The following is a 14,200-nucleotide window of genomic DNA, read 5'->3' as shown; positions in this document are numbered from 1 at the left end:
GGACGTCCCCGGGCGGCGGGCATGGCGGGGCGGGCCGGCCCGGACGGGGAGCGCGGCGGGCCGGGACGCCCCGGCGGCAACGGGTCAGGCCGGTTCCGCGGCCCGGTGCGGCGCGGCGGTCGCCGGGAGCGCGGCGCGGCCGGCCTGCCGGCGGCTCAGCCGCCCGGTCCGGTGCAGCCAGCGCACGGTGTCGGCCATCGTCTCGTCCAGCGACCGGCTGACCGGCCCGAGCAGCTCCGCGGTGGGCGTGCCGTCCATCGGGCGGGCGGTGGCGCAGAGGTAGATCGCGCCGTGCTCGGCGGGCAGGTGCACGGGCGACAGCCGCTGCGCCGCGCTGACCAGGTGGCCCATCGGCAGCAGGGCCCGGGCCGGCAGCCGGAGGGTGGGCAGGGCCCGCCCGGTGACCCGGCGCAGCGCGTCGACGAACTCGCCGGTGGTGACGTACCGGCCGGGGGCCGGGAAGCGACGGGGGCCGCGCCCCGGTTCGAGCACCGCCGCGTGCAGCCGGGCCACGTCCCGCACGTCGCCGACGGGGAAGCCGCCACTCGGCCACAGCGGCATCAACCCGCGCAGCACGTTGCGTACCCGGGCCGTCTGGTCGCCCAGGTGCGGGTCGTCGGGGCCGAGCGAGGCGAGCGGGTACGTGATGACCACCGGCGCCCCGTCGTCCTGGTGCCGGCGCGCGACGTGCTCGGCGGCGGCCTTGCTGGCCAGGTACGCCTCCCGGGGCGCGCCGACCGGTGAGTCGACGGTCAGCGGGGACCGCGCGGCCGGCAGCAGCGCGCCGAAGGTGGAGACGTGGACGATCGGGTCGAGGCCCGCCGCCCGCGCCGCCCCGAGCACCACCTCGGTGCCGCGGAGGTTGACCGCCCGCATCCGCGCCCGGTCCCGCGAGTCGAAGCTGTACACGCCGGCGGCGTGCAGCGCGGCGGCGCAGCCGTCGGCGGCCCGGGCCACGTCGGCGGGGTCGGTGACGTCGCCGGTGACCAGCTCGACGCGCCCGACGTCGGCGCCCAGCGCGGTCAGCACCCGGCGGGCGCGCGCCGGGTCACGCACGAGCATCCGGACCCGGTGGCCGGCGTCGAGGACGGCCGCCGTCGAGTGGGAGCCGATGAATCCGGTGCCACCGGTTACCAGGACCAGCATCGCGACTCCCGTGGGTGGGGGACTGGGTCGTCGCCCATCATCGGCGCGCGTCGACGGGGGCCCCTTCTCCCAGGGTGCTCAACAGGTGTCGATCGCGTTGCCTGCGCCTTCGGTTTCCCAATACTGGCATTGCCGCAGTCGTGGGAGCCGTCGTCGTGACCGCCCGGCGGGGCGGCGCAGAGCAGGAGGCAGATCATGATCGCTCGTCGGGTGGCCTCGTCGGTGGTGCAGCGCCAGGTCAACTACGTCACGCCGGTGCCGCAGGGGGCCGCACGGGGCCTGGTGGACACCGTCTACACCCAGGTCGCGCAGGAGATGCGACTGGTGGTGCCGCCGGCGCAGCTGCACTCCCCGTCGCCGGAGGTGCTGGCCGCGTACTGGATGGTCATGCGGGAACCGCTGCTGCCGACGGCGAACGTGGACCGGGCGACCAAGGAGGCGGTGGCCGCCGCCGTGTCGGTCGCGAACATCTGCCCGTACTGCGTGGACATGCACAGCGTCGGGCTCTACGAACTCTCCACGGAGCACGACGCGGAGGCGATCGTGGCCGACCGGCTCTCCGAGATGACCGACGGGCGCCTGCGCGCGGCGGCGCAGTGGGGCCGTACGGCACACCAGCCGCAGACCCCGCGGCCGGTCCTGCCGTTTGCCGAGCGGGACCGCCCGGAGCTGGTCGGCGTGGTGGTGGCCTTCCACTACATCGCCCGCGTGGTCAACGTGTTCCTCTCCAACTTCCTGCTTCCGCCGGGGCTGACGCCGCGGGCGCGGCGGCGCCTGAAGCGCGGCATCGGCTGGGTGTTGCAGGGGACGCTGCGCGACGCCCGGGAGCCGGGCCGCTCGGTGGAGCTGCTGCCGCCGGCGCCGCTGCCGGCGGAGGCCGGCTGGGCGGCGGGCAGCCCGCACGTCGCCGGCGCGATGGCCCGCGCCTACGCGGCGTTCGAGGCAGCCGGCGAGCGGGCCGTTCCGCCGGCCGTCCGGGAACTGGTCGCGGAGCGCCTCGACGCCTGGCGGGGGGAGGAGACCGGCCTGAGTCGACAGTGGTGCGAACGGCTGATCGCGCCGCTGCCCGAGGCGGAGCGGGCCGCCGGCCGCCTGGCCCTGCTGACCGCGTTCGCCTCGTACCAGGTCGACGAGGAGGTGGTCACGGAGTTCCGCCGCCACCAGCCGGGCGACGCGGCCCTGGTCGACGCGGTCGCCTGGGCCAGCTTCGCGGCGGCCCGCCGGGTCGGCACCTGGTACGCCCCCGCCGGCTCGCCCGAGCCGGTCTGACGGGTTCCCGACCCGAACTGCGCAACTTTGGAGACGTGCCGGCGTGTCCGAGCCGACACGCTGGGTGCGGGCGCGGTGTTCTCGCGCCCGTGACCCTTCCAAGGAGGCAACGTGACCAGCTACCAGGCGACCCTGCCCGGAGCGTCCGGGCGTTGGGCGGCACTCAACGGCGCGCACCACCGGGCGGCCCTGAACGGCTTTCTCGTGATCGTGCTGGCGCACTGGGCCGAGCACCTGGTGCAGGCGTACCAGATCTGGGGCCTGGGCTGGTCGCGGCCGGAGGCGCGCGGGGTGCTCGGCATGCCGTTCCCGTGGCTCGTCAGCTCCGAGTGGCTGCACTACGGGTACGCCATCGTGATGCTCGTCGGGCTGTGGATGCTGCGCCCCGGCTTCGTCGGGCGCAGCCGGAGCTGGTGGACCGCCGCCCTGGCGATCCAGTTCTGGCACCACATCGAGCACCTGCTGCTGCTGTTGCAGGCGCAGACCGGCCGGCACCTGTTCGACAGCCCCGTGCCCACCAGCCTGCTCCAGGTCGTGATCCCCCGGGTCGAGCTGCACCTGTTCTACAACACGGTCGTCTTCGTGCCGATGGTGATCGCGATGTACCTGCACCTGCGGCCCTCGGCGGCCGAGGCGAAGCTGATGTCGTGCAGCTGCCGGCATCCCGAGGCCGCCGTGCAGCCGTCGTGACCACCGTGGACGACGCCCGCCCGCCCGCGCCGCCCACGTCCGCCGGGGCGGTGCAGCGGGCGGCCATCGTCGTCGCGATCGGCGTCGTGCTGTCGATCGTGGCGCTGCTGGCCTTCGGCACCCCGGCCGAGAGCCGGAGGTTCATGCTGAACCCGGGCGACGGGTCGGTCGTCGGGGCCACGCCCGCCGAGGTGACGCTCACGCTCGGCGGCGCCGAGTCGGCCGGGAACCCGCACCTGGCCGTCACCGGACCGACCGGGGCGGTCGTCTCGACCGGGAGACCGGCCGTCCGCGACGGCCGCCTCGTCGTGGCGGTGCGCGACGCCGGGCCGGGCGCCTACCGCGTCGCCTACCGCGCCCTGTTGCCCGACGGTCGACAGGTCGCCGGCCTGGCCGGCTTCACCGTGACCCCCGGCGCCGTCCCGGCCGGGCCCGTCGCCGCGCCGATCGGGGACGCGGCCGCGAACGCCGGCCACGACCACGCCCGGATCGACGGCATCAACGGCGTGCTCCTGCTGCTCGACCTGGGTCTCGTCGCGGTGGCCCTGCTGCTGATGTTCCTCCGCCCGCAGCGCGGGAGGAGACCCGTCGCAGGTTTGTGATCCGCCCGCCTCGGCCCCGCCGGGCGCGGCGCGGCGGTGGATGAGCGCACAGCAGAAGAGGCGGCCCCGGCCGGCACGAGGTGACGATGAAGTCACCCGCCGGCCGGGGCCGGCGTCGTCGTACCGACAGGGGGATCTACCATGCCGACGGTACTGGGCTCCATGCGTCGCCTGTTGATGGCACCGAAGCTCGCGGAGGTGACCTTCGCGCGCCGCGGCTTCCCCGGCCCCGCCACGGACGTCACCCGTCGGTTGGAGGCGGTTCCGCAGTCGGTGGTCTGCGGGTTCGAGTGGGGCATCGACACCCGCGACCCGTGGGAGCTGGAGCGCCGGCTCGCGCTCGTCGACCGGGAACTGCTGGGCTTCGCCTACGAGGGCGCCACGATGGCCTGCACCATCCTGGACGTGATGGGGCCCCGGCGCGGCACCCGCACCCGCGACCTGTTGCGGGGCCCAGGCGCGCCGCACCTCTTCCTCGCCTACATCGGCATCGGGTTCGCGATGGCCCGCCTGCCGCGACCCCTGTGGCGGCACGTGGTCCCCGATCTCACGGGCTCCCCGTACCACCCGACGATGACCTGGCTGGCCGTGGACGGCTACGGGTTCGACCGCGCCTACTTCGACCTCGACCGGTGGGTGACCCGGCAGGAGCGGCTGGCGGCCTACCCGTGGCAGGGGCACGGGGACTACTTCCTCCGGGCCACGGACCAGGGCCTCGGGCGGGCGCTGTGGTTCATCCACGGCGCCCGCACCGCCGACGTGGCCGGGGCCGTCCGGGCCTTCGCCGCCGACCGGCATGGCGACCTCTGGAGCGGGGTGGGGCTCGCCGCCACCTTCGCCGGAGGCGCCGACGCCGAGGCGCTCGTCGCGCTGCGCGCCGCCGCCGGCCCGTGCGCGCCGGACCTGGCCCAGGGCGCGGTCTTCGCCGCCAAGGCCCGCAGCCACGCCGGATACGTGCCGGCGCACAGCGAGGCGGCGATGCACGCGCTCGGCGAACGGTCCGTGGCCGCCGCCGCGACCCTCGCCGACGACGTGGCGGTCCGCGCCGAGACGGCCGGAGGGCTGCCCGCGTACGAGATCTGGCGGCGCAACGTCCGCGCCCACTTCGAGCCGGCCGACGTCGGTCACGCTCGCTGAGAACACCCGCGTCACCCTCCGGACGGCTGCCGTGCCACCGCCCGGCCGGCGCCGCACGTGAATGTTCCTGATAGTTGCGACGAATGCGCAAGGTTGAAGAAATCAAATCTTCCCCCTCTTGCCATCATCGAATTGGATGTCCATCCCCGGTAAACGGTAACACCGACCCTTTGGGGGAACGTGCGATGCAGAGCCTGCGTGATCTGCGGCGCAGAATCCTGACGCCAAATATCTCCGAGACGAAAATGGACGTGCGCGGCTTCCACGTGAAGAACGAGGAATCGAAGGCGCTGCTCGAAACCGTCGGCGCCTCATTCCTCGCCGGTTACGGATATGCCGCCGAGGCGCCGACGACCGCCGCGGCCGAAGGCCGGCTGGAAACGGTGCCGACGCGCTTTCGTGGCTTCGCGTACGAGGGCGCCGGGATGGGTTTCGCCGTCCGGGACGCGCTGCGGCCGGGCCGCCCCCGGCACGTGGCGAGCCTGCTCGCCGGCCGGGGCGACGCGCACGTCTACATGGTGTACGTCGGCGTGGGCTGGGCGATGGCCCGGGTGCCCCGGTTCCGCTGGGGCCAGCTGTACGCCCCGGACCCGCTGCTGCGCTGGCTGGTGCTCGACGGCTACGGCTTCCACCAGGCGTACTTCCACACCGACCGCTACGTCCACGGGCAGTACCGCCAGCCCCGGTTCCCGTGGCCGGCCGACGGCCCGCACGAGTACGCCGACCGGGTCATCGACCAGGGCATCGGCCGGGCCACCTGGTTCGTCGGCGGGACCGACGTGGACCGCGTCACGGAGATCTTCCGCGCGTTCCCCGCGCACCGCAGAGCCGACCTGTACGCCGGGGCCGGCCTCGCCGCCACCTACGCCGGCGGAGCCGTCGAGGCGGACCTGCAACGGTTCCGCGACCGCGCCGGCGACTACCGCGCGAACCTTGCCCAGGGCAGCGCCTTCGCGGCCGGGGCCCGCGTCCGCGCCGGCCTGGTCGCCCCGCACAACGAGGTCGCCACGCAGGTGTTCTGCGGCATGTCCACCGCCGAGGCGGCGAAGGTGACCGACGTGACGCTGCCCCACGGCGGGGACGGCGCCACGCCCGCCTTCGAGCGGTGGCGCCAGGCCATCGCCGCGGAGTTCGAGGGGCGGTGCTGATCGTGGCGCCCCACCCACCGGCCGGTCCCGCGCCCCGGCGGTCCACCACCGCACGTAACGAAGGAGAGACCTCGTGACCAGGATCGCTGTCGTGGGGATGGCGTGCCGCTACCCGGATGCCACGTCGCCCCGTGAACTGTGGGAGAACGCCCTCGCCGGGCGGCGGGCCTTCCGCCGGCTGCCCGAGGTGCGCATGAGCCTGGACGACTACTGGGATCCGGATCCGGCCACCCCCGACCGCTTCTACGCCCGCAACGCGGCGGTCATCGAGGGCTACGAGTTCGACCGGATCGCCTACAAGGTCGCCGGCAGCACCTACCGCTCCACCGACCTCACCCACTGGCTCGCCCTCGACATGGCGGCCATGGCGCTGGCCGACGCCGGGTTCCCGATGGGGGAGGGCCTGCCCCGCGAGCGGACCGGCGTGGTCGTCGGCAACACGCTGACCGGCGAGTTCTCCCGGGCCAACCAGCTGCGGCTGCGCTGGCCGTACGTGCGCCGCATGGTCGCCGCCGCGCTCAAGGAGCAGGACTGGGACGACGACCAGCTCACCACGTTCCTCGACGACTTCGAGGCGACGTTCAAGGGCCCGTTCCCGGAGGTGGACGAGGACACCCTCGCGGGTGGGCTGTCGAACACCATCGCCGGCCGCATCTGCAACCACTTCGACTTCAAGGGCGGCGGCTACACCGTCGACGGCGCCTGCTCCTCGTCCCTGCTCTCCGTCGCCACCGCGTGCAAGACCCTCTCCGACGGCGAGGTCGACGTGGCGGTCGCCGGCGGGGTGGACCTGTCCATCGACCCCTTCGAGATCATCGGCTTCGCCAAGACCGGCGCGCTGGCGCGCGGCGAGATGCGGGTCTACGACCGCGGCTCGAACGGGTTCTGGCCGGGCGAGGGCTGCGGCATGGTGGTCCTGATGCGCGAGGACGAGGCCCGCCGGGCCGGGCACCGCATCTACGCCACCGTCGCGGGCTGGGGCATCTCCTCCGACGGCAAGGGCGGCATCACCCGGCCCGAGGTCGCCGGCTACCAGCTCGCCCTGCGTCGGGCGTACGACCGGGCCGGGTTCGGCATCGAGACCGTCGGGCTCTTCGAGGGCCACGGCACCGGTACGGCGGTGGGCGACGCCACGGAGCTCCAGGCGCTGTCGCTGGCCCGGCGCGCCGCCGACGGGAACTCCGCGCCGGCCGCGATCAGCTCCATCAAGGGCATGATCGGGCACACCAAGGCGGCGGCCGGCGTCGCCGGCCTGATCAAGGCCGCGATGGCGGTCCACCACGAGGTCCTGCCGCCCACCGTCGGCTGCGTCGACCCGCACGAGATCCTCACCGCCGAGCAGTCCGCGCTGCGGGCCCTGCGCAAGGCCGAGGCGTGGCCCCGCGACGTGCCGGTGCGTGCCGGCGTGACGGCGATGGGCTTCGGCGGCATCAACACCCACATCGTGCTGGAGAACGCGCAGCCGCGTCGCTCCGCCCGGCTGGACAGCCGCTTCCGCAACCTCGCCGCGTCGGTCCAGGACGTGGAGCTCCTCCTCGTCGACGGCGGCAGCCCGCAGGAGCTGCGCGAGCGGCTGCAGCGGCTCGTCGAGTTCGCGCCCACGGTGTCGTACGCCCAGCTGGGCGACCTCGCCGCCACCCTGCACCGGGAGCTGCGCGACCTGCCGTACCGGGCGGGCGTGGTGGTCTCCTCGCCGGAGGACGCCGAGCGGCAGCTGCGCCGGGTCTGCGACGCCCTCGACGCCGGCGAGTCGCGCCTGTTCTCCGCCGACGGCCGCTGCTTCCTTGGCCACGTGAGCGGTCCGGGCCGCATCGGCTTCCTCTTCCCGGGGCAGGGCTCCGGCCGGGGCACCTCGGGCGGCGCGCTGCGCCGGCGCTTCGCCGACGTGGAGGAGGTCTACCAGCGGGCGGCGCTGCCGAGCAGCGGCGACATGGTCGCCACCGCGGTGGCCCAGCCGCGGATCGTCACCGGCGCGCTGGCCGGCCTGCGGGCGCTGTCGCTGCTCAACCTCGACGCGACGGTCGCCGTCGGGCACAGCCTCGGCGAGATCGCCGCCCTGCACTGGGCCGGCGTGCTCGACGAGGAGGCCCTGCTCCGGGTCGCCGGCGTGCGTGGCCGCACGATGGGGGAGCACAGCGCCTCCGGGACCATGGCCAACGTCGGCGCCCCGCCCGAGCGGGTGGCCGGGCTGATCGCCGGACTGTCCGTGGTGATCGCCGCGTACAACGGGCCGGAGCAGACCGTGATCGCCGGCTCGGAGGCCGCGGTGGAGGACGCCTGCGAGCGGGCCCGCGCGGCCGACCTGCGGGCCACCCGGCTGTCGGTGTCCCACGCGTTCCACTCCCCGCTGGTCGAGCCGGCCGCGGACGCCTTCCTGGAGGCGCTGGCGGGGGAGCGGTTCGGGCCCGTCAGCCGGCGGATCGTCTCCACCGTCACCGGCGAGCCGCTCGCCCGGGACACCGACGTCTCCGCCCTCCTGCGCCGCCAGATCACCGACCCGGTGCTGTTCAGCCAGGCCGTCGCCCTCGCCGCCAAGGAGGTCGACCTCTTCGTCGAGGTCGGTCCGGGGCAGGTGCTCTCCGGCCTCGCGGCGGCCAGCACCGACCTGCCGGCGGTGGCGCTCAACACCGACGACGAGTCGCTGGCGGGCCTGCTGCGCGTCGCGGCGGCCGCGTACGTCGTCGGCGCCGGCGGCGTGGAGGGCGCCCTCTTCCACGACCGGCTGGTCCGGCCGCTCGAGGTGGGCCAGAACTTCCGCTTCTTCGCCAGCCCCTGCGAGTCCGCGCCGGTGGTGAGCCTGCCCAAGGGCGCCGGCGTGCGGGCGGCGGAGCCGTCGACGGCGAACGGGCGGCGGGCGGAGCCGGAGCAGCCGGCCGGCGAGTCGAGCCTGCAACTGCTCCGCCGGCTGGCCGCCGAGCGGGCCGAGCTGCCGCTGGAGATGGTGCACGACGGCAGCCAGCTCCTCGACGACCTCCACCTCAGCTCGATCACCGTCGGCCAGCTGGTCAACCAGGCGGCGCAACAGCTCGGCGTGCCGGCCGCGCAGACCCCGACCAACTTCGCGACGGCCACCGTCGGGCAGCTCGCCGAGGCCCTGGAGCAGCTCGCCCGGACCGGTCGGGACGCCGACGCGTCCGGCCCGGTCCTCGTGCAGGGCGTCGCCGACTGGTGCCGGGCCTGGTCGGTCGACCTCGACGACGCGCCGGCCCCGGTCGCCGCCCGAACCGAGGCCGACGGCCCCTGGCAGCTCTTCGCCCCCGCCGGCCACCCGCTCGCCGAGCCGCTCCGCGCGGCCCTGCAGACCGCCGGCGTCGGCGCGGGGGTGCTGGTGTGCCTGCCGGAGCGGTGCGCGGAGGCCGATCTCGAACTGGCCCTGCGCGGCGCGCAGGCGGCGACCGCCGCCGCCCCCGGCACCCGCTTCGTCCTCGTCCAGCAGGGCCCGGGCGCGGCCGGGCTGGCCAAGACGCTGCGACTGGAGGCGCCGCACCTGCGGACCACGATCGTGCACACCCCGCCGGTGCCGGAGGCCGTCTCCCGGGTGACGGCGGAGGTCGCCGCCACCGACGGGTTCGCCGAGGTCCACCACGACGCCGCCGGGCGGCGGCGGGTGCCCGTCCTGCGCGGGCTGCCGGTGCGGCCGGCCGAGACGCGCCAACCGCTGGGCGCCGAGGACCTGCTGCTGGTCACCGGAGGTGGCAAGGGCATCACCGCGGAGTGCGCCCTGGCGATGGCCGTGGACAGCGGCGCCAGCCTCGCCGTGCTCGGCCGCTCGGACCCCGCCCGGGACGACGAGCTGGCCGCGAACCTCACGCGGATGGCGGACGCCGGCGTGCGGGTGCGCTACGCCCGGGCCGACGTGGCCGACCCCGACCAGGTGCGGCAGGCCGTCGACGGGCTCGTCGCCGAGCTGGGACCGGTCACGGCGGTGCTGCACGGCGCGGGCCGCAACGAGCCGGCGGGGCTGACCGGCCTCACCATGGACGCGTTCCGCCGTACCTTCGCGCCGAAGGTCGACGGCCTGCGCGCCGTGCTCGACGCGGTCGACGCCGACCGGCTGCGCCTGCTGGTGACGTTCGGCAGCATCATCGGCCGGGCCGGCCTGCGCGGCGAGGCGCACTACGCCACGGCGAACGACTGGCTTGCCGAGCTGACCGTCGACTTCGGCCGCCGCCACCCGAACTGCCGCAGCCTCTGCCTGGAGTGGTCGGTCTGGTCCGGCGTCGGCATGGGCGAGCGGCTCTCCGTGGTCGAGGCACTGACCCGCGACGGCATCACCCCGGTCACCCCCGACCAGGGGGTGCAGATGCTCCGGCGCCTGCTCGCCGACCCGCACGCGCCGTCGGTGGTGGTCGTCAGCGGGCGGACCGAGGGCATCGACACGGTCCGGGCGGACCTTCCGGAACTGCCGCTGCTGCGGTTCGTGGACCGCCCGCTCGTCCGTTACCACGGCGTCGAGCTGGTCACCGAGGCCGAGCTCAAGCCGGTCACCGACCTCTACCTGGACCACCACCGGCTGGACGGCAACCTGCTGTTCCCGGCCGTGTTCGGGATGGAGGCGATGGCCCAGGTGGCCGCCGCGGTGACCGGCCGGTCCGACACGCCGGTGGTGGAGCGGGCCGAGTTCCTGCGACCCATCGTGGTGCCGCCGGAGGGCAGCACCACCATCCGGATCGCCACCCTCGTGGTCGACGACGACGTCGTGGACGCGGTCATCTACAGCGCGGAGACGGAGTTCAGCGCCGCGCACTTCCGGGCGCGGCTGCACTTCACCGGGACGCGACCGCCGGCGGGCCCGCCCGAGCAGGTGCCCGCCGGGCTGCCGGCGGTGCCGCTGGATCCCGGCACCGACCTGTACGGCGACATCCTGTTCCAGGGTGGACGGTTCCAGCGGCTGCGCCGCTACCACCGGTCGGCCGCCCGGCACGTCGACGCCGACGTCGTCACCGCGCCGCAGACGCGGTGGTTCGCCGACTACCTGCCGGACACGCTGCTCCTCGGCGACCCCGGCGTGCGGGACGCCCTCATGCACGGCAACCAGGTCTGCGTTCCCGACGCGACGCTGCTGCCGGCCGGGATCGAGCGGCTCCACCCGGCGGGCCCCCGCCTGACCGGGGCGGAGGAGCTCCGCTACTGCGCCGAGGAGCGCAGCCGCGACGGCGACACCTACGTCTACGACATCGCGCTGCGCTCCGCCGACGGTGCGGTCGTGGAACGGTGGGAGGGCCTGCGGTTGCGGGCGGTGCGCAAGAAGGACGGCCGTGGTCCGTGGGTGGCCCCGCTGCTCGGGTCGTACCTGGAGCGGGCCGTCGGCGACCTGGTCGGTGGCGACGTGGCCGTCGCGGTGGAGCCGACCCCGGCGGACGGGGCCGGGCGCGGCGAGCCGGCCGGGCAGGGCACGCCGGACGGAATCCGTCGGCGGCGGGCCCGGACCGCGGTGGCCGCCGGCCGGGCCGCGGGCGGACCGGTCGAGGTCGCGTACCGGCCGGACGGCCGCCCCGAGCTGGCCGACGGGCGGTCCCTCTCCGCCGCGCACGCCGAGGACCTGACGCTGTGCGTGGTGGGGACCGGGCCGCTGGCCTGCGACGTGGAGGCGGTACGCGCCAGGGAGGAGTCGGTCTGGCAGGGGCTCCTCGGCGCGCACGTCGACCTCGCCCGGCTCTGCGCCGCCGACGGCGGGGAGTCCCTGGACGCGGCGGCCACCCGGGTCTGGGCGGCGATCGAGTGCCTGCGCAAGGCGGGGCTGTCACACCGGGCGCCGCTGGTCGCGGTGCCCTCGGACCGGGCCGGCTGGCTGGTCTTCGCCTCCGGCGACCTGCGGATCGCCACGCTCGTCACGACCGTGCGGGACCTGCCCCAGCCGATGGCGTTCGCGATCCTCACGGAAGGACGGGTCTAGGCGATGGACAAGTACTTCGAGTACCTGCACACGGTGGGCTTCGAGGAGACCAACCTCGTCGGCAACGTGTACTACGTCAACTACCTGCGCTGGCAGGGGCGCTGCCGGGAGATGTTCCTGAAGGAACGGGCGCCGGACGTGCTGGCGGACGTACGCGACGACCTGAAGCTGTTCACCCTGCGCGTCGACTGCGAGTTCTTCGCCGAGATCACCGCGTTCGACGAGCTGTCCATCCGGATGCGCCTGGTGGAGCTGGCGCAGACCCAGCTGGAGTTCAGTTTCGACTACGTCAAGCTCGACCGGGACGGCGGCGAGACGCTGGTGGCCCGGGGCCGGCAGCGCATCGCCTGCATGCGCGGCCCGAACACCCGCACCGCGCCGGCGAGGGTGCCGGAGGCTCTGGTGACGGCGCTCGCGCCGTACACCTCGGCGCGGCGCTCCTGACGGCGCGAGGAGGAGACGTCGTGGACGTACAGCGAACACTCACCGTCGGGACACCCGACGTGACGGCACTGCGGCGGGCGTACGGCGCCTTCGCGACCGGCGTCACGGTGGTGACCGTCGGCGGTGCCACCCCGCACGGGATGACCGCCAACTCGTTCACCTCGGTGTCGCTCGACCCGCCGCTGGTGCTGGTGTGCGTCGACCGGAACGCGGTGATGCACGCCTGTCTCTCCGAGACCCGGGAGTTCGCGGTCTCGGTGCTGACCGACGGCCAGGAGAAGGTGGCCCGGTACTTCGCCGACGGGCGGCGACCGCTCGGCGGCGAGCAGTTCGACCAGGTGGACTGGCGGCCGGGCGCGGCGACGGGGGCGCCGCTGATCAGCGGCGCACTCGCCCACTTCGAGTGCGAGGTGTGGCAGTCGTACGACGGCGGCGACCACACCATCTTCCTCGGCCGGCTGCTCTCCCTGGAGCGCCGGGCGGACGGGGAGGCCCTGCTCTTCCTCTCCGGCCGGTTCCGTCAGGTCGAGCGGGAGCGGAGTGAGGCGGCATGACCACGATCGAGGGCGCGGCCCGGCGCACGCCGCCGGGCCCGCCCCGCCCCGCCGGCCTGCCCATGCTGGTCCTGATGGGTCGCGACCGGCTGCGGATGATGACGCTGGCGGCGGAGCGGTACGGCGACGCCGCGCGGCTGCCGGTCGCCCACAAGCAGCTCTACTTCTTCAACCACCCCGACCACGCCAAGCACGTCCTGTCCGACAACAGCGCCAACTACCAGAAGGGCATCGGCCTGGTGCACGCCCGCCGGGCGCTCGGCGACGGACTGCTCACCAGCGAGGGTGAGCTGTGGCGCAAGCAGCGCAAGGTGATCCAGCCGGCGTTCCAGAACCGACGGCTCGCCCACTACGCGGGGGTGATCGGCGAGGAGGCCGCGCTGCTGGTCGAGCGGCTGGTGGCGCGGGCCGACGGCCCGCCGGTCGACGTGCTGGAGGAGATGACGACGCTGACCCTCGGGGTGCTCGGGCGGACCCTGCTCGACGCCGAGCTCAGCGGCTTCCACGGCGTCGGCGGGTCGTTCGCCGCGGTGCAGGACCAGGCGATGTTCGAGCTGGAGACGCTCAGCGCCGTGCCGACGTGGATCCCGCTGCCCCGGCAGCTACGGTTCCGGCGCGCCCGCCGGCACCTCCAGCAGGTCGTCGACGAACTCGTCGCCGGCCGGGGCCGGGACGTGGACGGGCGCGACGACGTCCTCTCCCGCCTGATCGTCTCGACCCGGCTGGAGAAGGACCCGCGGGTGGCCCGGCAGCGGCTGCGCGACGAGCTGGTCACGCTGCTGCTGGCCGGGCACGAGACGACCGCCAGCACGCTGGGCTGGAGCCTGCACCTGCTCGACCGGCACCCCGCGATCCGGCAGCGGGTCCGCGAGGAGGCCGTGACGGTGCTGGGCGACCGGCTGCCCGGATTCGAGGACCTGCACCGGCTGCGGTACACGGCGATGGTGGTGGAGGAGGCCATCCGGCTCTACCCGCCGGTCTGGCTGCTGCCCCGCAAGGCGCAGGAGGCCGACGAGATCGGCGGCTACCACGTGCCGGCGGGGGCCGACATCCTCATCTCCCCGTACACCCTGCACCGGCATCCCCGGTTCTGGGACGAGCCGGAGCGGTTCGACCCGGACCGCTTCGACCCGGCGCGCAGCACGGAGCGCCCCCGGTACGCGTACATCCCGTTCGGCGCCGGCCCCCGGTTCTGCGTGGGCAACCACCTGGGCATGATGGAGGCCACCCTCGTCCTGGCGATGCTGCTGCGGGACGTGCGCCTGGCCGGGGTGCCTCGTGGTCGACCCACGGGTGGCCGCGCGGTGGGGGAGC

The 14,200-nt window shown here is 74.8% G+C and carries 9 protein-coding genes and 1 pseudogene; 9 read left to right on the top strand and 1 reads right to left on the bottom strand.

The window, feature by feature from the left end; genetic code table 11:
* Positions 1-84 precede the first annotated feature (84 nt).
* Positions 85-1,146 (bottom strand): SDR family NAD(P)-dependent oxidoreductase, encoded by a 1,062-nt coding sequence (locus tag ACSNN9_RS15200; RefSeq protein WP_436673775.1) that lies wholly within the window; start codon positions 1,144-1,146, stop codon positions 85-87.
* A 195-nt stretch (positions 1,147-1,341) separates the two neighbouring features.
* On the opposite strand from ACSNN9_RS15200, the gene ACSNN9_RS15195 reads away from it, so the two are divergent.
* The 9 genes and pseudogenes from ACSNN9_RS15195 to ACSNN9_RS15155 all read left to right on the top strand — a co-directional run.
* The gene (locus ACSNN9_RS15195; RefSeq protein WP_436673774.1) at positions 1,342-2,415 is read left to right on the top strand and encodes a carboxymuconolactone decarboxylase family protein; all 1,074 of its coding nucleotides are present in this window, start codon (positions 1,342-1,344) and stop codon (positions 2,413-2,415) included.
* A 111-nt stretch (positions 2,416-2,526) separates the two neighbouring features.
* Positions 2,527-3,105 carry a hypothetical protein gene (locus ACSNN9_RS15190; protein ID WP_358092082.1) on the top strand — a complete coding sequence of 193 codons (579 nt, stop codon included), beginning with the start codon at positions 2,527-2,529 and terminating at the stop codon, positions 3,103-3,105.
* Positions 3,102-3,707: a copper resistance CopC family protein gene (locus tag ACSNN9_RS15185; protein ID WP_436673773.1), complete on the top strand. Its 606-nt coding sequence runs from the start codon at positions 3,102-3,104 to the stop codon at positions 3,705-3,707. The genes ACSNN9_RS15190 and ACSNN9_RS15185 overlap by 4 nt, the downstream gene beginning before the upstream one ends.
* A 141-nt stretch (positions 3,708-3,848) precedes the next feature.
* On the top strand, positions 3,849-4,844 hold the full coding sequence (locus ACSNN9_RS15180) for a DUF1702 family protein (RefSeq protein ID WP_436673772.1): 996 nt from the start codon (positions 3,849-3,851) through the stop codon (positions 4,842-4,844).
* A gap of 185 nt (positions 4,845-5,029) precedes the next feature.
* Entirely contained in the window at positions 5,030-5,992 is a 963-nt protein-coding gene (locus ACSNN9_RS15175) for a DUF1702 family protein (RefSeq protein WP_436673770.1), read from the top strand.
* A 73-nt stretch (positions 5,993-6,065) separates the two neighbouring features.
* Entirely contained in the window at positions 6,066-11,888 is a 5,823-nt protein-coding gene (locus tag ACSNN9_RS15170) for a type I polyketide synthase (RefSeq protein ID WP_436673768.1), read from the top strand.
* 3 nt (positions 11,889-11,891) lie between these two features.
* Positions 11,892-12,332, top strand: coding sequence for an acyl-CoA thioesterase (locus ACSNN9_RS15165; protein WP_358092072.1), 441 nt, complete (start codon positions 11,892-11,894; stop codon positions 12,330-12,332).
* A gap of 20 nt (positions 12,333-12,352) precedes the next feature.
* The gene (locus ACSNN9_RS15160) at positions 12,353-12,886 is read left to right on the top strand and encodes a flavin reductase family protein (protein ID WP_436673767.1); all 534 of its coding nucleotides are present in this window, start codon (positions 12,353-12,355) and stop codon (positions 12,884-12,886) included.
* Positions 12,883-14,193: pseudogene (locus ACSNN9_RS15155) on the top strand (cytochrome P450); the annotation flags it as partial. The gene ACSNN9_RS15160 and the pseudogene ACSNN9_RS15155, both read left to right, overlap by 4 nt.
* Between the last annotated feature and the right edge of the window lie 7 nt (positions 14,194-14,200).

This window comes from Micromonospora sp. URMC 107 (assembly GCF_051386315.1).
Classification (GTDB): Bacteria; Actinomycetota; Actinomycetes; order Mycobacteriales; family Micromonosporaceae; genus Micromonospora.
Note: the sequence above shows the minus strand (reverse complement) of the source record. Positions and strands in the feature narration are given on the sequence as shown.